Annotated in this window: 22 protein-coding genes; 18 read left to right on the forward strand and 4 right to left on the reverse strand. The window is 53.2% G+C overall.

What is annotated here, in order from left to right:
- Window positions 1-30: 30 nt before the first annotated feature.
- Window positions 31-855 (reverse strand): MurR/RpiR family transcriptional regulator, encoded by an 825-nt coding sequence (locus OGV57_RS11070; protein WP_044699736.1) that lies wholly within the window; start codon window positions 853-855, stop codon window positions 31-33.
- 165 nt (window positions 856-1,020) lie between these two features.
- Between OGV57_RS11070 and OGV57_RS11075 the strand changes: the two genes are divergently transcribed.
- From OGV57_RS11075 to queE, 3 genes are all read left to right on the forward strand, one after another.
- On the forward strand, window positions 1,021-2,577 hold the full coding sequence (locus OGV57_RS11075) for a maltose/glucose-specific PTS transporter subunit IIC (RefSeq protein WP_003034134.1): 1,557 nt from the start codon (window positions 1,021-1,023) through the stop codon (window positions 2,575-2,577).
- The gene (locus OGV57_RS11080; protein ID WP_003846548.1) at window positions 2,577-3,266 is read left to right on the forward strand and encodes an N-acetylmannosamine-6-phosphate 2-epimerase; all 690 of its coding nucleotides are present in this window, start codon (window positions 2,577-2,579) and stop codon (window positions 3,264-3,266) included. The genes OGV57_RS11075 and OGV57_RS11080 overlap by 1 nt, the downstream gene beginning before the upstream one ends.
- Window positions 3,267-3,337: 71 nt before the next feature.
- Window positions 3,338-4,009, forward strand: a complete 672-nt coding sequence (gene queE, locus OGV57_RS11085) for a 7-carboxy-7-deazaguanine synthase QueE (protein ID WP_003034139.1) — start codon at window positions 3,338-3,340, stop codon at window positions 4,007-4,009.
- A 91-nt stretch (window positions 4,010-4,100) separates the two neighbouring features.
- Here the strand turns inward: queE and queD are convergent, their stop codons facing one another.
- Window positions 4,101-4,463, reverse strand: coding sequence for a 6-carboxytetrahydropterin synthase QueD (gene queD / locus OGV57_RS11090; RefSeq protein WP_003034142.1), 363 nt, complete (start codon window positions 4,461-4,463; stop codon window positions 4,101-4,103).
- A gap of 305 nt (window positions 4,464-4,768) precedes the next feature.
- Here queD and cysJ point away from each other — a divergent pair, with 305 nt between their 5' ends.
- The 3 genes from cysJ to cysH all read left to right on the forward strand — a co-directional run bounded on the left by cysJ (window position 4,769) and on the right by cysH (window position 9,098).
- Entirely contained in the window at window positions 4,769-6,568 is a 1,800-nt protein-coding gene (cysJ, locus tag OGV57_RS11095) for an NADPH-dependent assimilatory sulfite reductase flavoprotein subunit (RefSeq protein ID WP_054528735.1), read from the forward strand.
- Window positions 6,568-8,280, forward strand: coding sequence for an assimilatory sulfite reductase (NADPH) hemoprotein subunit (gene cysI / locus OGV57_RS11100; RefSeq protein ID WP_003034148.1), 1,713 nt, complete (start codon window positions 6,568-6,570; stop codon window positions 8,278-8,280). The genes cysJ and cysI overlap by 1 nt, the downstream gene beginning before the upstream one ends.
- A gap of 83 nt (window positions 8,281-8,363) precedes the next feature.
- Entirely contained in the window at window positions 8,364-9,098 is a 735-nt protein-coding gene (gene cysH, locus OGV57_RS11105; RefSeq protein WP_048232693.1) for a phosphoadenosine phosphosulfate reductase, read from the forward strand.
- A gap of 44 nt (window positions 9,099-9,142) precedes the next feature.
- Here cysH and OGV57_RS11110 read toward each other — a convergent pair whose 3' ends face one another.
- Complete coding sequence (locus OGV57_RS11110) at window positions 9,143-10,186, reverse strand: aminopeptidase (RefSeq protein WP_032938348.1); 1,044 nt, start codon at window positions 10,184-10,186, stop codon at window positions 9,143-9,145.
- Window positions 10,187-10,440: 254 nt separating this feature from the next.
- Here OGV57_RS11110 and cysD point away from each other — a divergent pair, with 254 nt between their 5' ends.
- The 12 genes from cysD to rpoS all read left to right on the forward strand — a co-directional run bounded on the left by cysD (window position 10,441) and on the right by rpoS (window position 20,268).
- Window positions 10,441-11,349, forward strand: coding sequence for a sulfate adenylyltransferase subunit CysD (gene cysD / locus OGV57_RS11115; protein WP_003034152.1), 909 nt, complete (start codon window positions 10,441-10,443; stop codon window positions 11,347-11,349).
- A 9-nt stretch (window positions 11,350-11,358) separates the two neighbouring features.
- Window positions 11,359-12,786: a sulfate adenylyltransferase subunit CysN gene (cysN, locus tag OGV57_RS11120; protein ID WP_049002595.1), complete on the forward strand. Its 1,428-nt coding sequence runs from the start codon at window positions 11,359-11,361 to the stop codon at window positions 12,784-12,786.
- A complete protein-coding gene (gene cysC, locus OGV57_RS11125) occupies window positions 12,786-13,391 on the forward strand; it encodes an adenylyl-sulfate kinase (RefSeq protein ID WP_003034157.1) in 606 nt (201 codons plus the stop codon). The genes cysN and cysC overlap by 1 nt, the downstream gene beginning before the upstream one ends.
- Before the next feature lie 47 nt (window positions 13,392-13,438).
- On the forward strand, window positions 13,439-13,762 hold the full coding sequence (locus OGV57_RS11130) for a DUF3561 family protein (protein WP_054528734.1): 324 nt from the start codon (window positions 13,439-13,441) through the stop codon (window positions 13,760-13,762).
- Between the two features lie 215 nt (window positions 13,763-13,977).
- Window positions 13,978-14,289 carry a cell division protein FtsB gene (gene ftsB / locus OGV57_RS11135; RefSeq protein ID WP_003034163.1) on the forward strand — a complete coding sequence of 104 codons (312 nt, stop codon included), beginning with the start codon at window positions 13,978-13,980 and terminating at the stop codon, window positions 14,287-14,289.
- Between the two features lie 18 nt (window positions 14,290-14,307).
- Window positions 14,308-15,003: a 2-C-methyl-D-erythritol 4-phosphate cytidylyltransferase gene (ispD, locus tag OGV57_RS11140; protein WP_003840328.1), complete on the forward strand. Its 696-nt coding sequence runs from the start codon at window positions 14,308-14,310 to the stop codon at window positions 15,001-15,003.
- A 55-nt stretch (window positions 15,004-15,058) separates the two neighbouring features.
- Window positions 15,059-15,538, forward strand: coding sequence for a 2-C-methyl-D-erythritol 2,4-cyclodiphosphate synthase (ispF, locus tag OGV57_RS11145; RefSeq protein ID WP_003034167.1), 480 nt, complete (start codon window positions 15,059-15,061; stop codon window positions 15,536-15,538).
- Window positions 15,535-16,584, forward strand: coding sequence for a tRNA pseudouridine(13) synthase TruD (truD, locus tag OGV57_RS11150; RefSeq protein ID WP_003840327.1), 1,050 nt, complete (start codon window positions 15,535-15,537; stop codon window positions 16,582-16,584). Before ispF ends, truD begins: the two co-directional genes overlap by 4 nt.
- Window positions 16,565-17,326, forward strand: coding sequence for a 5'/3'-nucleotidase SurE (gene surE, locus OGV57_RS11155; RefSeq protein WP_003825728.1), 762 nt, complete (start codon window positions 16,565-16,567; stop codon window positions 17,324-17,326). Before truD ends, surE begins: the two co-directional genes overlap by 20 nt.
- Window positions 17,320-17,946, forward strand: a complete 627-nt coding sequence (locus OGV57_RS11160; protein ID WP_003034172.1) for a protein-L-isoaspartate(D-aspartate) O-methyltransferase — start codon at window positions 17,320-17,322, stop codon at window positions 17,944-17,946. Before surE ends, OGV57_RS11160 begins: the two co-directional genes overlap by 7 nt.
- Before the next feature lie 184 nt (window positions 17,947-18,130).
- On the forward strand, window positions 18,131-19,213 hold the full coding sequence (gene nlpD, locus OGV57_RS11165; RefSeq protein WP_286531109.1) for a murein hydrolase activator NlpD: 1,083 nt from the start codon (window positions 18,131-18,133) through the stop codon (window positions 19,211-19,213).
- Window positions 19,214-19,275: 62 nt separating this feature from the next.
- Window positions 19,276-20,268 carry an RNA polymerase sigma factor RpoS gene (rpoS, locus tag OGV57_RS11170; protein WP_000081498.1) on the forward strand — a complete coding sequence of 331 codons (993 nt, stop codon included), beginning with the start codon at window positions 19,276-19,278 and terminating at the stop codon, window positions 20,266-20,268.
- A gap of 142 nt (window positions 20,269-20,410) precedes the next feature.
- Here rpoS and OGV57_RS11175 read toward each other — a convergent pair whose 3' ends face one another.
- Window positions 20,411-20,815, reverse strand: coding sequence for a MarR family winged helix-turn-helix transcriptional regulator (locus tag OGV57_RS11175; protein WP_003034194.1), 405 nt, complete (start codon window positions 20,813-20,815; stop codon window positions 20,411-20,413).
- Between the last annotated feature and the right edge of the window lie 78 nt (window positions 20,816-20,893).

Here is a 20,893-nt window from a genome sequence, read left to right on the forward strand (position 1 = left end):
AAACCCGCTGCGGCGGGTTTTTTTATGCTTTTAAAGCAGTAGAGGAAGTGTTGCGCTGGCGGTTTGCTGGCTCACATCACTATACTTTTCATCCAGCGCAATCAGCGACGTGGTGAGAAGTTCTACCAACAGCATCACACCCACCTTGGCGTTTAGCGCACCAGCACTCAACGGACCTTCTGGTTTGGCTGCGACCAGTTGAATATCGCTCAGCGAGGCCAGCGGACTGCGCGGCGTATTACTCAGCGCCAGTACGCGCACGCCTTGCTTACGCGCCAGTTTCACGACATGCAGCAGATCGCGCGTGGAGCCTGAACTGGAGATCGCTACCACGAGCGTATTTTTGCTAAGCGTAGTGGCATTCATGGCTGCGCGGTGCATGTCGCTGAACAGTTGCGCGGGTTTGCCGAGGCGCAGGAGTTTGTAATGTAAATACTCCCCCAGAATAGCGCTGGCCGCTACGCCATAAATCTGTACCGACTGAGCCTGATGTAGCGCCAGAGCGGCGGATTCCAGTAATGTCCTGTCGAGTAACTTTGCTGTGTCCTGCAGCGCTTGCACGGATTCATTGACCACATTGTCAATTTCATCCCCGCTGTGCTCTACCGGCAGCCCTTGCTGGAGATCGAGTGCCAGCGCCATTTTGAATTCGTTATAACCCTTACACCCAAGCGTGCGGCACAGACGTGTGACGCTCGCCTCGCTGGTGTCGCTTTCACGCGCCAGTTCGGTAATCGTCAGGTAGACAACTTTTGCCGGATCACTAAGCACAAACTCTCCCAGCTTCTGCTGTGTTCGGCTATATCCGTCAACGCCCTGGCGCAATCTCAGCAGCAGGTTTTCATTTTCTGACATGCAAAATCCTTAATGCGTTTCTCTGCTGATAGTGTGGCGGAAAGCAGGGGAGAGATGCCAGTCATTTTAAAAAAGTATGATCGGCTTCCTGGTTTTTGATGATAATTTTCATTTATAAAAGTAAATATGGTAAAAATTTTCATCATTAATCGGGGAGATGAAAAAATGATGCAAATGTTTAGCGGCGCCTCATCGGGCGCTTGGTTTGAAAAGGCACAGCGGTTCGGCAAATCGTTCATGCTGCCGATTGCGGTACTGCCCGCTGCGGGGCTGTTGTTAGGGATTGGCGGTGCGCTGTCGAATCCAAACACATTGACGGCGTATCCGTTTTTGGACGTTGACTGGTTACAGGCAATCTTCACGATCATGACCAGCGCAGGTTCTATTGTGTTTGCCAACCTGTCGGTGCTTTTTGCGGTGGGTGTGGCAGTAGGATTGGCGAAAACGGACAAAGGCACCGCCGGGCTTGCTGCATTGCTGGCATTTCTGGTGATGAACGCCACCATCAACGCTTTATTGACACTCAACGGAACGCTGGCGCACGAGAATCCCGGTGCCGTAGGCCAGGGGATGACGCTGGGTATTCAGACGCTGGAAACAGGCGTATTTGGTGGGGTGGTGATTGGGCTTGTCACCTGCGCGCTGCATAGCCGTTTCAATAAAGTCTCGCTGCCTCAGTTCCTTGGTTTCTTCAGCGGTTCGCGCTTTGTGCCGATTATTAGCTCCCTTGCCGCGATTGTAGTGGGTGCGGTCATGACGGTGGTTTGGCCGCATTTCCAGAAACTCATTTTTGGACTGGGTGGTCTGGTGGATGCGACCGGTTATCTGGGTACGCTGTTGTACGGCTTCATCCTGCGTATGCTTGGCCCACTAGGGTTACACCATATCTTTTATTTACCGTTCTGGACCACAGCGCTTGGCGGGAGTGAAATCGTCAACGGCCAGTTGGTTGAAGGCACGCAGCGTATTTTCTTCGCGCAACTTGCCGATCCGAATACGCAGCAGTTCTATGCGGGCACCTCGCGCTTTATGTCCGGGCGCTTTATCACCATGATGTTTGGCCTGCTTGGCGCATGTCTTGCGATGTACCATACTGCCAAACCAGAGAACAGAAAGCTTGTCGCCGGACTGCTGTTGTCTGCGGCCCTGACCTCTTTCCTGACGGGGATCACTGAGCCTATCGAGTTCTCCTTCCTGTTTGTCGCACCTGTGTTATACGTCATTCACGCCTTCTTCGATGGTCTGGCGTTTATGATGGCGCATATTTTACATATCACCATCGGGCAAACCTTTTCGGGTGGGCTTATCGATTTCCTCCTCTTCGGTGTGCTACAGGGGGAAGCTAAAACCAACTGGATGTACGTCCCTATGGTGGGGATCCCGTGGTTCTTCCTTTACTACTTCACCTTCCGCTATTTGATTAACCGCTTTAACTGGTTGACGCCTGGTCGTGAAAACGCAGCACCGACTGAATCCGGCCTGCCGCAAAGTGAGCGTGCTGCGGCTGTGATTGCCGGACTGGGAGGTAAAGAGAATCTGGAAGAGGTGGACTGTTGCGCCACACGTCTGCGCGTGACGGTAAAAGAGAGTAGCAAGGTCGATGAAGCGGCGCTGAAAGCGACCGGAGCGCGTGGCGTAATTATTCGCGGCAACGGGGTTCAGGTGATTTATGGCCCGCATGTCACCATCATCAAAAACGAAGTCGAAGAGATCTTATCGTAATGAAAACTGTACTGGATTCCCTGAAAGGTAAATTAATCGTCTCCTGCCAGGCGCTGGAAAATGAGCCCCTGCACAGTCCGTTTATTATGTCGCGTATGGCGCTGGCGGCAGCGCAGGGAGGTGCTGTAGGTATTCGTGCGAACAGCGTGGTGGATATTCGCGCGATCAAAGAGAGCGTCTCCCTGCCGGTGATTGGGATTATCAAGCGTGATTATCCGGGTAGCGATGTGTTTATCACGGCCACGCTCCAGGAAGTGGATGAGCTAATGACCGTTGAGCCGGAGATTATTGCTCTGGATGCGACAGCGCGCCCGCGCCCAGGTGGACAAACGCTGGAAGAATTAGTTATGCAAATCCGCGCTCGCTACCCGTCTGTGCTGCTGATGGCGGATATCGCCACCATAGACGAGGCGGTGACAGCTGAGCGTCTGGGTTTTGACTGCGTGGGCACCACGCTCTACGGCTATACCGCTGACACTGCCGGGCATGTGCTGGCGGAAAACGACTGCGGTTTTTTACGTGAGGTATTGGCGGCGGTCAGCGTACCTGTCGTGGCAGAAGGAAACGTCGATACTCCGGAACGTGCCGCACGATGCCTGGAATTAGGTGCCCATACCGTGGTGGTTGGTGGCGCTATCACGCGTCCGCAGCAGATAACGGCACGCTTTGTCGCGGCGATCGCCTCGTAAAGCATCGATGGGGCATGATACTTTGGCGGGGATCTGCGATAATTATCGTTTATCCCCATATTGAGAGCGCTATGCAGTACCCGATTAACGAGATGTTCCAGACCCTGCAAGGTGAGGGTTACTTTACCGGCGTCCCCGCCATTTTTATTCGTTTACAGGGATGCCCGGTTGGCTGTGCCTGGTGCGATACCAAACACACCTGGGATAAGCTTGAGGATCGGGAAGTCTCCCTGTACAGCATCCTGGCCAAGACCAAAGAAAGCGACAAATGGGGGGCGGCGAGTAGTGAGGATCTGCTGGCGGTCATTTCGCGTCAGGGGTATACCGCCCGTCATGTGGTGATCACCGGCGGCGAGCCCTGCATTCATGACCTGATGCCGCTGACTGACCTGCTGGAAAAGAACGGCTTTAGCTGCCAGATTGAGACCAGTGGTACCCACGAAGTACGCTGTACGCCGAATACCTGGGTGACCGTATCGCCGAAGGTAAATATGCGCGGTGGCTATGATGTGCTGTCGCAGGCGCTGGAGCGCGCGAATGAAATCAAACATCCGGTTGGTCGCGTTCGTGATATTGAAGCGCTGGATGAACTGCTGGCGACGTTGAGCGACGACAAACCACGAATCATCGCCTTACAGCCAATCAGCCAGAAAGAAGATGCGACGCGTTTGTGTATTGATACCTGTATTGCACGAAACTGGCGTCTGTCGATGCAAACCCATAAATATCTGAATATTGCCTGATAACTGTGCCGGGAGCGTTTCGCTTACCCGGCCAGAGTTTGTTGCTTGTTGCAGGCCGGATAAGACGCATTGTCATCCGGCAAGCCTACAATCACTCGCCGCGGTACACGCAGCCTGCTGTGCAGGTTTCTTTCACCATTACAGCACTTAGCAGAGGGACCACAGGTTTAATCTGATCCCAAATCCATTTGGCCAGCACTTCACTGGTTGGATTTTCTAAGCCAGGAATATCGTTCAAATAGTAGTGATCGAGTCTGTCGTAAGTCGGCTTAAACGCGGCTTTTAACTCAGCAAAATCCATGATCCAACCGGTATGCGGATCGACTTCACCGGTAATTTCAAGACGCACCATAAATGAGTGACCATGCAGGCGGCCACACTTATGCCCTTCCGGTACGTGCGGCAGGCGGTGAGCGGCTTCGAAGGTGAAATCTTTAAACAAGGTGGTGGACATTATTTACTCTCAAGAATGCGAAAAACCGCCGTAGGGTACCGTAAAGCACAATTTTTATCATTAGTTAAAAGGGCGCTAAGCATCAGAACGTCATATTTACGCTGTTAATGTTTGATAACTATTTATATATCATATAGTTATTAAATCGTTTTTGTCGTTAATGACTATAACTAAAACAGGTTAGTCCATTTGGTTATTTGTTATTTCTATCCCTTCTTTAATTGTTACTATCCCCGCCGTTAACCTTATCTTCAGTTTGGGTTTTATTGCTGAAATCCGCTTTGCTTACTGGAACATGACAACGCATGACGACACAGGCCCCACCTTCCGCTCTGCTACCGCTAAACCCGGAGCAACTGGCACGCCTTCAGGCAGCCACGACCGATTTCACTCCCGCACAGCTTGCGTGGGTTTCTGGCTATTTTTGGGGCGTGCTGAATCAGCAGCCTGGTAGCAATGCAGCGGCGCTTGCGCCTGTCGCTGAAATGCCAGGCATTACGCTTATCTCCGCCTCGCAAACCGGTAATGCGCGTCGTGTGGCGGAAGCCCTGCGCGATGAGCTGATCGCCGCGAAGCTCAACGTCACTCTGATCAACGCTGGCGACTATAAATTCAAACAAATCGCCAATGAAAAACTGCTGATCGTGGTGGCGTCGACGCAAGGGGAAGGTGAACCGGCGGAAGAAGCCGTGGCGTTGCATAAATTCCTGTTCTCGAAAAAAGCGCCGAAGCTGACCGATACCGCCTTTGCGGTGCTGGGCCTTGGCGATACCTCCTATGAATTCTTCTGCCAGGCCGGGAAAGACTTCGACAGCAAACTGGCCGAGCTGGGCGGTGAACGTCTGCTCGATCGTGTAGATGCCGACGTCGAATATCAGGCCGCCGCCGCGCAGTGGCGTGCCCGTTTGGTTGATGTCCTGAAAGCACGTGCGCCTGCGGTACCGTCTGTGCAAGTTGCCGCGAGCGGTGCGGTAAATGAAGTACACACCAGTCCGTACACCAAAGAAGCGCCGCTGACGGCGTCGCTTGCGGTGAATCAGAAAATTACCGGCCGTAATTCGGAAAAAGACGTCCGTCATATCGAAATCGACCTTGGCGATTCCGGTCTGCGTTATCAGCCGGGTGACGCGCTGGGCGTGTGGTATCAGAACGACCCGGCGCTGGTCAAAGAGCTGGTTGAACTGCTGTGGCTGAAAGGTGATGAACCGGTGACGGTTGAAGGCAAAACCTTGTCGCTCGCTGAAGCGTTGCAGTGGCATTTCGAGCTGACGGTGAATACCGGCAATATCGTGGAGAACTATGCCACCTTAACCCGCAGCGAAACATTGCTGCCGTTAGTGGGTGACAAAGCACAGTTGCAGCATTATGCCGCCACCACGCCCATCGTCGATATGGTGCGCTTTTCCCCGGCGCAACTGGATGCTCAGGCGTTAGTTGATCTTCTGCGTCCGTTGACGCCGCGTTTGTACTCCATTGCCTCTTCTCAGGCGGAAGTGGAAAGCGAAGTGCACGTCACCGTGGGCGTGGTGCGTTATGAAATAGAAGGTCGCGCCCGTGCTGGTGGTGCTTCCAGTTTCCTCGCCGACCGCGTGGAAGAAGAAGGTGAAGTCCGCGTGTTCATTGAACACAACGACAATTTCCGCCTGCCGTCAAACCCGCAGACGCCGGTGATTATGATTGGCCCGGGTACGGGAATTGCACCGTTCCGTGCTTTCATGCAGCAGCGTGCGGCTGATGGAGCCGAAGGCAAAAACTGGCTGTTTTTCGGTAACCCGCACTTTACCGAAGATTTCCTGTATCAGGTGGAATGGCAGCGTTACGTCAAAGAGGGCGTACTGAGCCGTATCGATCTCGCCTGGTCCCGCGATCAAAAAGAAAAAGTCTACGTACAAGATAAACTGCGCCAACAGGGCGCGGAACTGTGGCGCTGGATTAACGACGGTGCCCACATTTATGTCTGCGGCGATGCCAATCGTATGGCGAAAGACGTTGAGCAGGCGTTGTTGGAAGTGATTGCCGAATTCGGTGGTATGGATATCGAAGCGGCGGATGAATTTTTAAGTGAGCTGCGCATTGAGCGCCGTTATCAGCGAGATGTCTACTAATGAGCGAAAAACATCCAGGACCATTGGTGGTCGAAGGCAAACTGTCCGACGCTGAGCGTATGAAGCTGGAAAGCAACTATCTGCGCGGTACCATTGCCGAAGATTTAAACGACGGCCTGACCGGCGGGTTTAAAGGCGACAACTTCCTGCTGATCCGTTTTCACGGTATGTACCAGCAGGACGACCGCGATATCCGCGCCGAACGTGCCGAGCAAAAGCTGGAGCCGCGTCACGCGATGCTGCTGCGCTGTCGTCTGCCGGGTGGAGTGATCACCACCAAACAGTGGCAGGCGATCGACAAGTTCGCCCATGACAACACTATTTACGGCAGCATTCGTCTGACCAACCGTCAGACCTTCCAGTTTCACGGCATTCTGAAGAAGAACGTTAAGCCGGTACACCAGATGCTGCACTCCGTCGGCCTGGACGCACTGGCGACCGCCAACGATATGAACCGTAACGTGCTGTGTACCTCCAACCCGTATGAATCTGAGCTGCACGCCGAAGCCTACGAGTGGGCGAAAAAGATCTCCGAACATCTGCTGCCGCGCACCCGCGCCTATGCAGAGATCTGGCTTGATCAGGAAAAAGTTGCGACCACCGACGAGGAGCCGATCCTCGGTCAAACCTATCTGCCGCGTAAGTTTAAAACCACGGTGGTGATCCCACCGCAGAACGACATCGATCTGCATGCCAATGACATGAACTTCGTGGCGATTGCGGAAAACGGCAAATTGGTGGGCTTTAACCTGCTGGTGGGCGGCGGTTTGTCCATTGAGCATGGCAATAAGAAAACTTACGCCCGGACGGCAAGCGAATTTGGGTATCTGCCGCTTGAGCATACGCTGGCCGTCGCGGAAGCGGTGGTGACGACTCAGCGTGACTGGGGTAACCGTACCGATCGTAAAAACGCCAAAACCAAATACACGCTGGAACGCGTAGGCGTTGAGACCTTTAAAGCTGAAGTTGAGCGCCGCGCGGGGATCAAGTTTGAGCCCATCCGCCCGTACGAGTTCACCGGTCGCGGCGATCGTATCGGCTGGGTGAAAGGGATCGACAATAAATGGCATCTGACGCTGTTTATTGAAAACGGCCGTATCCTGGATTATCCGGGCCGTCCGTTGAAAACCGGTCTGCTTGAGATCGCGAAGATCCACAAAGGTGAGTTCCGTATTACCGCGAACCAGAACCTGATCATTGCAGGTGTTCCTGAGAGTGAAAAGGCGAAGATCGAGAAGATTGCGCAGAAGAGTGGCTTAATGAATGCGGTCACTCCGCAGCGTGAAAACTCGATGGCCTGCGTGTCGTTCCCGACCTGTCCGCTGGCGATGGCGGAGGCCGAGCGCTTCCTGCCAACGTTTATCGACAACATCGACACGCTGATGGCGAAGCACAGCCTGAGTGATGAAAATATTGTCATGCGTGTGACTGGCTGCCCGAACGGTTGCGGCCGCGCGATGCTGGCGGAAGTTGGTCTGGTGGGGAAAGCGCCCGGACGTTACAACCTCCATTTAGGGGGCAACCGTATTGGAACTCGTATTCCCCGGATGTTTAAAGAGAACATCACCGAGCCGGAAATTCTGGCATCGCTGGATGAACTGATTGGGCGCTGGGCGAAAGAGCGCGAAGCGGGTGAAGGCTTCGGTGACTTTACGGTGCGTGCGGGCATTATTCGCCCGGTGCTCGATCCTGCCCGGGATTTCTGGGAATAATGTGAAATTGACTTATCGGGTCTACTGAATCGGTAGACCTGATAAGCGCAGCGCCATCAGGCAAGGCAAACAGTGAGGAACTTATGTCCAAACTCGATCTCAACGCGTTGAACGAACTGCCGAAAGTTGAACGCGTTATGGCGTTGGCGCAAACCAACGACCAACTGGAAAAATTGAGCGCCGAGGATCGCGTGGCGTGGGCGCTGGAAAACCTGCCTGGCGAATATGTACTGTCATCAAGTTTTGGTATTCAGGCGGCAGTGAGTCTGCACCTGGTAAATCAGGTTCGCCCTGATATCCCGGTGATCCTCACCGATACCGGTTATCTGTTCCCGGAAACCTACCAGTTTATTGACGAGTTAACGGACACGCTCAAGCTTAATCTGCAAGTCTACCGGGCGAAGGAAAGTGCGGCCTGGCAGGAAGCGCGCTATGGCAAACTGTGGGAGCAGGGCGTTGAGGGCATTGAAAAATACAATGACATCAACAAAGTCGAACCGATGAACCGGGCATTGCTGGAGCTGAACGCGCAGACCTGGTTTGCCGGTCTGCGCCGTGAGCAATCGGGCAGTCGTGCGCATTTACCGGTGCTGGCGATTCAGCGTGGTGTGTTTAAAGTTCTGCCGATCATCGACTGGGACAACCGTACGGTTTACCAGTATCTGCAAAAGCATGGTCTGAAGTACCATCCACTGTGGGATCAGGGCTATCTGTCAGTCGGCGATACCCATACCACCCGCAAATGGGAGCCGGGAATGGCGGAAGAAGAGACGCGGTTCTTTGGGCTGAAAAGAGAGTGCGGGCTGCACGAAGGCTAACTGTTAAAAGCCCGGTAACGTTTATTTATTACCGGGCTTCTTCTTCAGGATTTACCTGCTTTCGCCAGTTCTTTTACCAGCGGCAGCATAATGCGTACCACGTCGCGGCTACGGCGCTCTATCCGGCCCGGTAAGGCTTTATCGATATGCTGCTGGTTATCCAGTCGCACATCATGCCAGCTGTTGCCAGACGGGAACGAGGCGCTTTTGGCGCGCTGTTGGTAGCCATCCTTCTTGCCCAGGTTCCAGTTGGTCGCTTCAACGGAGAGCACAGCAATACCCGCGTCGTCGAAGACCTCCGCATCGTTACAACATCCTGTACCCTTCGGATAGTCTTTGTTCAGGCCTGGATTGGTGCTGGCTACAATGCCGCGACTATGCGCGATAGCCAGTGCCCGGTCGCGCGTTAGTTTTCGCACCGCTTCCGGGGTTTTCTTACCGCTGTTGAAATAGAGCTTATCACCGACAATCAGGTTATCGAGGTTGATAACCAGCAGCGTGTTTTTCTTCTCGGCGGCGCTCATTCGCTTCAGGATGTTCTCCGCGCCCAGTTTGCCTTCTTCCTCGCCGCTGGTGGCGATAAATCGGATGCCGTACTGCGTCGGCACGTCTTTGAGTTTTTCCGCTAGTTCCAGCATCACGCCAACACCTGCGGCGTTGTCGTCGATCCCTTGCAGGGTTAATCCACCCAGATTGGCATCTGAATCGGCATCGCTTTGTGCGGCGTAGGTGTCGAGGTGCGCCATAATAATAATCTGCTGCGGCGCTTTGCCTTCATGTGCTGCAATAACGGTGCTTCCCGTTACGTTATGCCAGTTTTTTCGGTTATCTTTGGCGGTATAAACATAACGGCTATTAAACGTCCGAATATCACTGCTGTAGCCCATCTGCTGAAATTGCTGACGTATATAATCAGCAGATAACATTTCAGCCGGAGATCCCGTCACGCGGCCCGGGAAAAACGTTGCGATATATCGAGCCTGGGTATTTGCGATATCGCCAGGTTTGGAGGATGTTGCCTGTGCAGGAAGGATAAAACACGCGCCGAGCGCCATGGCAGCAATAAGGTGGCGCGTTGCGGAAAACATAATGAGTCCTTAAATACCAAGCAGAAATTTTCAGCCGCTAGTATGAAACTGTGATCGAGGTAAAACAATTTCATTTGCTCCTAAATGCCCGAAATCCGGTAGCTTAAGCACTTTTTGATATTTGCTTTTCCGGATCGTTATTCCTTTGAGGAACTACTCATTCCAATTCGTAATTTCATTCGCCCTCTTGCCCTCCCTATAGTCAGGTTATCTGAGCATCGTTAGCAAAATAACGGCATTACATAGGAACGGTTATGGATCAAAAACGACTTACCCACCTGCGGCAACTGGAAGCGGAAAGCATCCATATCATTCGTGAGGTGGCCGCCGAGTTTTCTAATCCGGTGATGATGTATTCCATCGGCAAAGATTCCAGCGTAATGCTGCATCTGGCGCGTAAAGCGTTTTATCCTGGCACGCTGCCGTTCCCATTACTGCACGTTGATACCGGCTGGAAATTCAGCGAAATGTACGAGTTTCGTGACCGTACGGCGAAAGCCTACGGCTGCGAACTGCTGGTGCATAAAAACCCGGAAGGGGTGGCGATGGGCATCAACCCGTTCGTCCACGGCAGCGCCAAGCATACCGACATTATGAAAACCGAAGGGCTGAAGCAGGCGCTTAATAAATACGGTTTTGATGCCGCGTTTGGCGGTGCTCGTCGTGACGAAGAGAAATCGCGTGCCAAAGAGCGTATTTACTCTTTCCGCGATCGTTTTCATCGCTGGGATCCTAAAAATCAGCGCCCGGAGCTGTGGCACAACTACAACGGACAAATTAACAAAGGCGAAAGTATTCGCGTCTTCCCGCTCTCCAACTGGACCGAACAGGATATCTGGCAGTACATCTGGCTGGAAAATATCGACATCGTGCCACTGTACCTGGCGGCGGAGCGTCCGGTGCTTGAACGCGATGGCATGTTGATGATGATTGATGACGACAGAATCGATCTGCAACCCGGGGAAGTGATTAAAAAACGCATGGTACGTTTCCGTACGCTCGGCTGCTGGCCGCTGACAGGCGCGGTGGAGTCGAATGCGCAGACGCTGCCGGAAATTATCGAAGAGATGCTGGTCTCAACCACCAGTGAACGTCAGGGCCGCGTGATTGACCGCGACCAGGCGGGCTCCATGGAGCTGAAGAAACGTCAGGGGTATTTCTAAGGAGCCGCCATGAATACGACACTTGCACAACAAATTGCTAATGAAGGCGGCGTTGAAGCCTGGATGGTTGCCCAGCAACACAAAAGTCTGCTGCGCTTTTTAACCTGCGGTAGCGTGGATGACGGGAAAAGCACCCTGATTGGTCGCTTGCTGCATGACACGCGTCAGATTTATGAAGACCAGCTTTCATCGCTGCACAATGACAGTAAACGTCACGGCACTCAGGGCGAAAAGCTTGATCTGGCGTTATTGGTTGACGGCTTACAGGCCGAGCGCGAGCAGGGCATCACCATCGACGTGGCTTACCGTTATTTCTCTACCGAGAAGCGCAAATTTATTATTGCGGACACTCCCGGGCATGAACAGTACACCCGTAACATGGCGACCGGTGCGTCGACCTGCGACCTGGCGATCCTATTGATCGATGCGCGTAAAGGTGTGCTGGATCAGACTCGTCGTCACAGCTTTATCTCCACGCTGCTTGGGATCAAACACCTGGTGGTGGCGATCAACAAAATGGATCTGGTGGACTTTAGCGAAGAGACATTTAATCGCATTCGCGAAGACTATCTTACTTTTGCTGAACAACTTCCGGGCAACCTGGATATCCGGTTTGTGCCGCTCTCTGCGCTGGAAGGCGATAACGTGGCTTCGCAAAGCGCCAGTATGCCGTGGTACAGCGGTCCGACGCTGCTGGAAGTGCTGGAAACCGTTGAGATCCAGCGCAGTATTGATACTCAGCCGATGCGCTTCCCGGTGCAGTATGTGAACCGACCGAATCTGGATTTTCGTGGTTATGCCGGAACGCTGGCCTCCGGTAGCGTGAAGGTCGGGCAGCGCGTCAAAGTGCTGCCGTCCGGCGTTGAGTCCAGCGTAGCGCGGATCGTGACCTTTGATGGCGATTTACAGGAAGCGCATGCAGGTGAAGCGATCACCCTGGTGCTGAAAGATGAGATCGATATCAGCCGGGGCGACCTGTTACTTGATGCCGGTGAGGCGTTGCCGGCGGTTCAAAGCGCTGCCATTGATGTGGTTTGGATGGCGGAACAACCGCTGTCGCCTGGACAAAGCTACGACATCAAAGTCGCAGGCAAGAAGACCCGCGCACGCGTTGATAGCGTGCAATATCAGGTCGATATAAACAACCTGACCCAACGTGACGTTGAAGCGCTACCGCTAAACGGCATCGGTCTGGTTAATCTGACCTTTGATGAGCCGCTGGTGCTGGATACCTATCAGCAGAACCCGGTGACGGGCGGGCTGATAATTATTGACCGCCTGACCAACGTTACCGTTGGCGCGGGACTGGTGCGTGAGCCACTTGTTCAGGAGCACGCCACCGCTTCTCAGTTCAGCGCGTTTGAGCTGGAGCTTAATGCACTGGTGCGTCGCCACTTCCCACACTGGGGTGCGCGCGATCTGCTGGGAGGAAAATAATGGCGCTGCATGACGAAAACGTCGTCTGGCATGCCCATCCTGTTACACCGCAACAGCGGGAACAACGCCACGGTCATCGTGGTGTTGTACTGTGGTTTACCGGGTTGTCTGGTTCCGGTAAATCCACGGTAGCAGGGGCGCTTGAAGAAGCGTTGCATAAGCTGGGGGTGAGTACTTATCTCTTGGATGGCGATAACGTGCGTCACGGCTTGTGCAGCGATCTTGGATTTAGTGATGCCGATCGTAAGGAGAATATTCGCCGGGTTGGTGAAGTGGCTAACCTGATGGTGGATGCGGGGCTTGTGGTGTTGACCGCCTTTATCTCACCGCATCGCGCTGAGCGCAAAATGGTTCGTGAGCGAGTTGGCGAAGGGCGTTTTATTGAAGTTTTTGTCGATACGCCATTAGCAACGTGTGAAGCACGCGATCCAAAAGGGCTGTATAAAAAAGCGCGGGCGGGTGAGTTACGCAATTTCACCGGAATTGATTCGGTATACGAAGCGCCTGAATCGCCAGAGATTCATCTTGATGGTGAACAATTGGTAACAAATTTGGTACCCCAATTATTAGACCTGCTGAGGCAGGAAGATATTATCAGATCCTGAGACACCCGAGCTCACATGCCCGGTCAGTCACGGTCACAGGATTAGATATGCGTAACAGCCATAACATTACTATTACAGATTCAGATACCTTCGCCGCCGACGACGAAACCACCTGGTCACTACCGGGGGCCGTGGTCGGTTTTATCGCGTGGTTGCTGGCGCTGGGATTCCCGTGTCTGATGTATGGCCCTAATACACTGTTTTTCTTCATTTATACCTGGCCCTTTTTCCTCGCATTGCTGCCCGTGGCGATTGTCGCGGGTATTGCCTTGCACTCGCTATTGAAGGGGAGGTTGCTGCTGAGCATTACCTGTACCCTGCTGGTGGTTGGGGCGATGTTTGGCGCACTATTTTTATGGTTATTGGGTTAGGCAAACGCCTTTTTTTAACAATCGCCGACGTTGTTCACTCTCTGGTCATAATTCAAACCGTAACCAACAATGAGATTATGTTCTCCTTACACGGGGTATACGTAACAACGGGCAAATGTGGTACATTTGCCCGCGTTGTCGCGGCATTCCCGACCGTTGATGTAAAGTTGTCTGCGGAAGTTATGGGATATTAATGCCGTTTTTCAGGGGGCAGGATGGGTAAACTAACGCTGCTGCTGCTGGCTTTATTAGTCTGGCTGCAGTATTCGCTGTGGTTCGGTAAGAACGGCATACATGACTATAGTCGCGTCAACGATGATGTTGCTGCGCAGCAAGCTACAAACGCGAAACTTAAAGCGCGTAACGATCAGCTCTTTGCCGAAATTGACGATCTCAATGGCGGACAAGAGGCTATTGAGGAGCGTGCGCGCAACGAACTCAGTATGACTAAGCCGGGCGAAACCTTTTATCGTCTGGTGCCTGACGCGTCTAAACGCGCCCAGACTGCAGGGCAAAACAATCGATAAACCGTCCAGGGATTTAACATGGCAGCCACTTTATTGGACGTTTGCGCCGTGGTGCCGGCTGCCGGGTTTGGCCGCCGAATGCAAACAGAGTGTCCTAAGCAGTACCTCTCTATTGGCAATAAAACCATTCTTGAACACTCGGTTGATGCGCTGCTGGCTCATCCCCGGGTGACGCGAGTCGTCATCGCTATCAGCCCAGGCGACAGTCGCTTTGCCCAACTTCCACTTGCTGCGCACCCGCAAATTACGGTGGTGGATGGCGGCAACGAGCGTGCCGATTCTGTCCTTGCCGGTTTGCAAGCCGCAGGGGAGGCCCGTTGGGTGCTGGTGCATGACGCCGCGCGTCCGTGCCTGCACCAGGATGATTTGGCCCGTTTGCTGGCAATCAGCGAGTCCAGCCGTACCGGCGGGATCCTTGCCGCACCGGTACGCGACACAATGAAACGCGCGGAGCCGGGGCGAACAGACATCGCCCATACGGTCGATCGCACCGATTTATGGCATGCGTTGACGCCGCAGTTTTTCCCGCGCGAGTTATTGCACGATTGCCTGACACGTGCACTCAACGAAGGTGCAACTATTACAGACGAAGCTTCGGCGCTGGAATATTGCGGCTTTCATCCGCAGCTGGTCGAAGGACGTGCTGACAACATCAAAGTCACCCGCCCGGAAGATCTGGCGCTGGCGGAATTTTATCTGACCCGAACTATCTAGATACATCATCCTTCAGGCTGCCTGGAGGACGCTGTGTATATCAGGAGAAGGCATAATGCGAATTGGACACGGTTTCGACGTACACGCTTTTGGAGGAGTTGGCCCAATTATCATTGGTGGTGTGCGCATCCCGTATGAAAAAGGATTGCTGGCGCATTCTGATGGTGACGTGGCGTTACACGCGTTAACCGATGCTCTGCTGGGCGCGGCTGCGCTGGGGGATATCGGTAAGCTATTCCCGGACACCGACCCGGCCTTTAAAGGTGCAGATAGTCGTGAATTATTGCGTGAAGCCTGGCGGCGTATTCAAGCCAAAGGCTATACGCTTGGTAATGTGGATGTGACAATTATTGCTCAGGCGCCGAAGATGCTGCCGCACATTCCACAAATGCGTGTGTTTATTGCCGAAGACCTCGGCTGCCATATGGATGATGTTAACGTGAAAGCGACCACCACGGAAAAACTCGGTTTTACCGGGCGTGGGGAAGGGATTGCCTGTGAAGCGGTGGCGTTACTCATTAAGGCAACGAAATGACTGCGTTTGAAGATCTGACGTATCTCCATGGCAAACCACAAGGCCATGGCGTTCTGAAAGCGAATCCGGAAGACTTTGTCGTCGTCGAAGATTTAGGCTTCGAACCCGATGGCGAAGGCGAGCACATTTTGGTGCGTATCCTGAAAAACGGTTGTAACACCCGTTTTGTGGCTGACGCGCTGGCGAAATTCCTGAAAATTCATGCCCGCGAAGTGAGCTTTGCTGGCCAGAAAGACAAGCATGCGGTCACGGAACAGTGGCTGTGTGCGCGTGTGCCGGGCAATGCGATGCCTGATTTAAGCAAATTTGAGCTTGAAGGCTGTAAAGTGCTGGAGTACGCGCGCCACAAGCGTAAGCTGCGTTTAGGGGCGCTGAAAGGCAACGAATTTACGCTGGTGTTGCGTGAAGTGAGCGAGCGAAATGATGTTGAAGCGCGTTTGCAGGCAATTAACGAGCGCGGCGTACCGAACTATTTTGGCGCTCAGCGTTTTGGTATCGGCGGCAGCAACCTGCAAGGGGCGCTGCGCTGGGCGCAAAGCGATGCGCCGGTGCGCGATCGCAATAAACGCAGTTTTTGGTTGTCGGCGGCCCGTAGCGCGTTGTTTAATCAGATAGTCAGTGAACGCCTGAAAAAAACAGACTTTAATCAAGTTGTTGACGGCGATGCGCTACAATTATCGGGGCGCGGAAGCTGGTTTGTCGCCACACAGGAAGAACAAACTGAATTACAGCGTCGCGTCGATGAGAAAGAGTTGATGATTACAGCGGCATTGCCGGGCAGCGGTGAGTGGGGAACTCAACGCGACGCGCTGGCGTTTGAAGAAGCCGCTGTTGCTGATGAAACCGCGCTGCAGTCTCTGTTATTGCGCGAGAAAGTCGACGCGTCGCGTCGCGCTATGTTGCTGTATCCACAACAATTAAGCTGGAACTGGTGGGATGACGTAACCGTTGAGTTACGTTTCTGGCTACCGGCAGGTAGCTTCGCCACCAGTGTTGTAAGGGAACTTATTAACACAATGGGTGATTATGCGTATATTGCTGAGTAACGATGATGGGGTTCACGCACCCGGTATACAAACGCTGGCGAAAGCGCTGCGTGAGTTTGCTGACGTACAGGTGGTTGCCCCGGATCGTAACCGCAGTGGCGCGTCCAACTCGCTGACGCTGGAATCCTCACTTCGCACGTTCACCTATGATAACGGTGATATTGCCGTACAAATGGGTACACCTACCGATTGCGTCTATCTGGGCGTTAACGCATTAATGCGTCCGCGTCCGGACATTGTTGTGTCTGGTATTAACGCAGGTCCTAATCTCGGCGATGATGTTATCTATTCCGGTACCGTTGCGGCGGCGATGGAAGGTCGTCACCTGGGCTTCCCTGCGCTGGCTGTCTCACTTGATGGGCATAAACACTACGATACTGCTGCCGCAGTAACCTGCCGTATCTTACGGGCGCTGAGTCGTGAACCGCTGCGCACCGGGCGCATTTTGAATATCAACGTGCCGGATTTACCGCTGGATCAGATTAAAGGTATCCGCGTCACCCGCTGCGGTAGTCGCCATCCTGCAGATCAGGTGATACCACAGCAGGACCCGCGCGGTAATACGCTGTACTGGATCGGGCCACCGGGCGAAAAGTGCGACGCCGGACCGGATACTGATTTTGCCGCCGTCGATGAAGGCTATGTTTCCATCACGCCGCTGCATGTCGATTTAACCGCATACGGCGCGCATGAAGTTGTTTCTGACTGGTTAGACAGCGTGGGAGCCGACACGCAATGGTAAGCAGACGCGTACACACTCTTCTTGAACAATTACGTGCGCAGGGCATCAGAGATGAGCTTGTTCTCGATGCACTTGCCGCCGTGCCGCGTGAAAAATTCATTGATGAGGCGTTTGAACATAAGGCCTGGGACAATATTGCCCTGCCGATTGGTCAGGGGCAGACGATTTCGCAGCCCTATATGGTTGCGCGGATGACCGAGCTGCTGGAGTTAACGCCACAGTCCCGGGTGCTGGAAATTGGTACCGGCTCTGGCTACCAAACGGCGATTCTGGCGCACCTGGTGCACCATGTGTGCTCTGTTGAGCGCATTAAAGGTTTGCAGTGGCAGGCGCGTCGTCGACTTAAACAGCTTGATTTACATAATGTTTCTACCCGTCATGGTGATGGATGGCAAGGCTGGCAAGCGCGAGCCCCTTTTGACGCTATCATTGTTACGGCAGCGCCGCCTGAGATCCCAACCGCATTGATGATGCAGTTGGATGAAGGCGGCATTCTCGTCTTACCCGTGGGTGACGAGCACCAGTTTCTGAAACGGGTGCGTCGTCGGGGAGGCGAATTTATTATCGATACCGTGGAGGCCGTACGCTTCGTTCCCTTAGTAAAAGGGGAGCTTGCGTAGATACAGGCTCTGAATACCTGGAGTTTTCCTGGATATTCTGGAATTAGTAAGCGTATCGTGGTCACGTTTCCAGTGCCCAGTCCGATGCCTTGCACGGTGATTACGTCACTGGTTTTAACCAAATTTTCCTGGGGGATAAATGAGCGCGGGAAGCCACAAATTTACCGTTCGCCGCATTGCGGCATTGTCACTGGTTTCATTATGGCTGGCAGGTTGTTCAAATACCTCGAATCCACCTGCACCGGTCAGTTCCGTTGATGGCGGTGCATCAACGAACACCAATTCCGGTATGCTGATTACGCCTCCACCAAAAATGGGCTCGACGTCGACAGTACAGCAAACGCCGCAGATCCAGCCGGTGCAGCGTCCGACCACACAGTCAACACAGATCCAGCCTGTTGCGGAACAACCTGTGCAGATGGAAAACGGTCGTATTGTGTACAACCGTAAGTATGGGAACATTCCGAAAGGTAGCTATACGGGCGGCAGTACCTATACTGTTAAGAAAGGCGATACCCTTTTCTATATTGCCTGGATTACCGGGAACGATTTCCGTGATCTCGCACAACGCAATAACGTTCCGGTCCCGTATGGCCTGAATGTCGGTCAAACTCTGCAAGTGGGCAATGCGTCTGGCGCACCGATTACCGGTGGAAATGCCATCACCCAGGCGGATGCAGCACAGCAAGGAGTTGTGACCAACCCTGCACAAAATTCCACCGTTGCTGTTGCTTCGAAACCAACAATTACGTATTCTGAGGATTCAGGTGAACAAAGTGCTAATAAAATGTTGCCGAACAACAAGCCTGCTGGGACTGTGGTCACAGCGCCTGTAACGGCTCCGGCAGTTAGCGCAACCGAATCAACTGCAAGCTCAACGTCAACCAGCTCGCCAATCTCTACCTGGCGCTGGCCGACCGACGGCAAAGTGATCGAAAACTTTGCGGCTACCGAAGGTGGCAATAAAGGGATCGACATTGCAGGCAGCAAGGGACAGGCTATTGTCGCGACCGCAGATGGACGCGTCGTCTATGCCGGTAACGCGCTGCGTGGTTACGGTAATCTTATTATCATCAAACATAACGATGATTACCTGAGTGCCTACGCCCATAACGATACAATGCTGGTCCGGGAACAACAAGAAATCAAGGCGGGGCAGAAAATAGCTACCATGGGTAGTACCGGAACCAGTTCAACACGCTTGCATTTTGAAATTCGTTACAAGGGGAAATCCGTAAACCCGCTGCGTTATTTACCGCAGCGATAATTCGGCGGAACCAGGCTTTCACGTGCTAGTTCCGTTAGGGATCACGGGTAGGAGCCACCTTTATGAGTCAGAATACGCTGAAAGTTCATGATTTAAATGAAGATGCGGAATTTGATGAGAACGGAGTAGAGGCTTTTGATGAAAAAGCCTTGAGTGAAGAGGAACCCAGTGATAACGACCTGGCTGAAGAAGAGCTGTTATCGCAGGGGGCCACACAGCGTGTGTTGGACGCGACTCAGCTTTACCTTGGTGAGATTGGTTATTCACCACTGTTAACAGCCGAAGAAGAAGTTTATTTTGCGCGTCGCGCACTGCGTGGGGATGTCGCATCCCGCCGTCGCATGATTGAAAGTAACCTGCGTCTGGTGGTGAAAATTGCTCGTCGTTATGGCAATCGTGGTCTGGCATTGCTGGACCTGATTGAAGAGGGCAATCTGGGACTGATCCGTGCAGTCGAGAAGTTTGACCCGGAACGCGGGTTCCGCTTCTCAACATACGCAACCTGGTGGATCCGCCAGACGATCGAACGGGCGATTATGAACCAAACCCGTACGATCCGACTGCCAATTCACATTGTAAAAGAGCTGAACGTCTATCTGCGTACCGCGCGTGAGTTGTCGCATAAACTGGACCACGAACCGAGCGCAGAAGAGATTGCTGAACAACTGGACAAACCGGTTGATGACGTCAGCCGTATGCTACGACTCAACGAGCGTATTACCTCGGTAGACACCCCGCTGGGTGGCGATTCCGAAAAAGCGTTGCTGGATATTCTGGCCGATGAAAAGGAAAACGGCCCGGAAGACACCACGCAAGACGATGATATGAAACAGAGCATCGTCAAATGGCTGTTCGAACTGAACGCCAAACAGCGTGAGGTACTGGCACGTCGCTTTGGTCTGCTGGGGTATGAAGCTGCGACACTGGAAGATGTGGGCCGCGAAATTGGCCTCACCCGTGAACGTGTTCGCCAGATTCAGGTTGAAGGTCTGCGTCGTCTGCGTGAAATCCTGCAGACTCAGGGACTGAATATCGAAGCGCTGTTCCGCGAGTAAGCACAAGTTCTATCAAGAAAGGCCAGTCTCATTGAGACTGGCCTTTTTCTATGTTTGTTGCCTGATGGCACTGCGTTTATCAGGCCTACGGGGAGCAGGACTTTGTAGGCCGGATAAGACATTTATGTCACCATCCGGCAGATTAGTTCATCATCTTACGCACCAGACGTATGAACTGCTCACGTTCTTCATCAGATAATCGCCCCAGAAACTCATCATCCACGCTATCGCCTAACGGGGTTGCGCTGGTCAGTAATGCTTCTCCTTGCGCGGTCAAATAAACAAACCGCCGACGCTTATCCGCCGGGTCGTGTTCACGTCTGACCAACTCCCGTTTTTCCATCCGGCTCAGCATTTCCGCAAGCGTTGCCTTGGTACAGACTGCGGCTTCGGTCAGGGCGACCTGCTCAATGCCGGGATGCTCGGCAATGGCGCGCATCACCGCATACTGCGGTTTGGTCAGATCCGGTAATTCATGTTGCCAGCGAGCCGTATGTTGCTGAAAAAGCTGACGTAAAAGGTGAAAGGCTGTGTTTCTTAACGGCATGAGAGCTCCGGAATATCTGTCAGTCTCTATCTTAACGGGTAACGCGTCATAGTTTAACCATTGCTGCTTTAGCAATCT

Origin of the sequence: Citrobacter sp. Cf087, assembly GCF_030334285.1 — a bacterium.
Classification (GTDB): domain Bacteria; phylum Pseudomonadota; class Gammaproteobacteria; order Enterobacterales; family Enterobacteriaceae; genus Citrobacter; species Citrobacter freundii.

Bases quoted from the DNA above. Each gene is read 5' to 3' on its own strand.
- OGV57_RS11070 (WP_044699736.1), bottom strand. From the start codon at position 855: ATGTCAGAAAATGAAAACCTGCTGCTGAGATTGCGCCAGGGCGTTGAC.
- OGV57_RS11075 (WP_003034134.1), top strand. From the start codon at position 1,021: ATGATGCAAATGTTTAGCGGCGCCTCATCGGGCGCTTGGTTTGAAAAG.
- OGV57_RS11080 (WP_003846548.1), top strand. From the start codon at position 2,577: ATGAAAACTGTACTGGATTCCCTGAAAGGTAAATTAATCGTCTCCTGC.
- queE (WP_003034139.1), top strand. From the start codon at position 3,338: ATGCAGTACCCGATTAACGAGATGTTCCAGACCCTGCAAGGTGAGGGT.
- queD (WP_003034142.1), bottom strand. From the start codon at position 4,463: ATGTCCACCACCTTGTTTAAAGATTTCACCTTCGAAGCCGCTCACCGC.
- cysJ (WP_054528735.1), top strand. From the start codon at position 4,769: ATGACGACACAGGCCCCACCTTCCGCTCTGCTACCGCTAAACCCGGAG.
- cysI (WP_003034148.1), top strand. From the start codon at position 6,568: ATGAGCGAAAAACATCCAGGACCATTGGTGGTCGAAGGCAAACTGTCC.
- cysH (WP_048232693.1), top strand. From the start codon at position 8,364: ATGTCCAAACTCGATCTCAACGCGTTGAACGAACTGCCGAAAGTTGAA.
- OGV57_RS11110 (WP_032938348.1), bottom strand. From the start codon at position 10,186: ATGTTTTCCGCAACGCGCCACCTTATTGCTGCCATGGCGCTCGGCGCG.
- cysD (WP_003034152.1), top strand. From the start codon at position 10,441: ATGGATCAAAAACGACTTACCCACCTGCGGCAACTGGAAGCGGAAAGC.
- cysN (WP_049002595.1), top strand. From the start codon at position 11,359: ATGAATACGACACTTGCACAACAAATTGCTAATGAAGGCGGCGTTGAA.
- cysC (WP_003034157.1), top strand. From the start codon at position 12,786: ATGGCGCTGCATGACGAAAACGTCGTCTGGCATGCCCATCCTGTTACA.
- OGV57_RS11130 (WP_054528734.1), top strand. From the start codon at position 13,439: ATGCGTAACAGCCATAACATTACTATTACAGATTCAGATACCTTCGCC.
- ftsB (WP_003034163.1), top strand. From the start codon at position 13,978: ATGGGTAAACTAACGCTGCTGCTGCTGGCTTTATTAGTCTGGCTGCAG.
- ispD (WP_003840328.1), top strand. From the start codon at position 14,308: ATGGCAGCCACTTTATTGGACGTTTGCGCCGTGGTGCCGGCTGCCGGG.
- ispF (WP_003034167.1), top strand. From the start codon at position 15,059: ATGCGAATTGGACACGGTTTCGACGTACACGCTTTTGGAGGAGTTGGC.
- truD (WP_003840327.1), top strand. From the start codon at position 15,535: ATGACTGCGTTTGAAGATCTGACGTATCTCCATGGCAAACCACAAGGC.
- surE (WP_003825728.1), top strand. From the start codon at position 16,565: ATGCGTATATTGCTGAGTAACGATGATGGGGTTCACGCACCCGGTATA.
- OGV57_RS11160 (WP_003034172.1), top strand. From the start codon at position 17,320: ATGGTAAGCAGACGCGTACACACTCTTCTTGAACAATTACGTGCGCAG.
- rpoS (WP_000081498.1), top strand. From the start codon at position 19,276: ATGAGTCAGAATACGCTGAAAGTTCATGATTTAAATGAAGATGCGGAA.
- OGV57_RS11175 (WP_003034194.1), bottom strand. From the start codon at position 20,815: ATGCCGTTAAGAAACACAGCCTTTCACCTTTTACGTCAGCTTTTTCAG.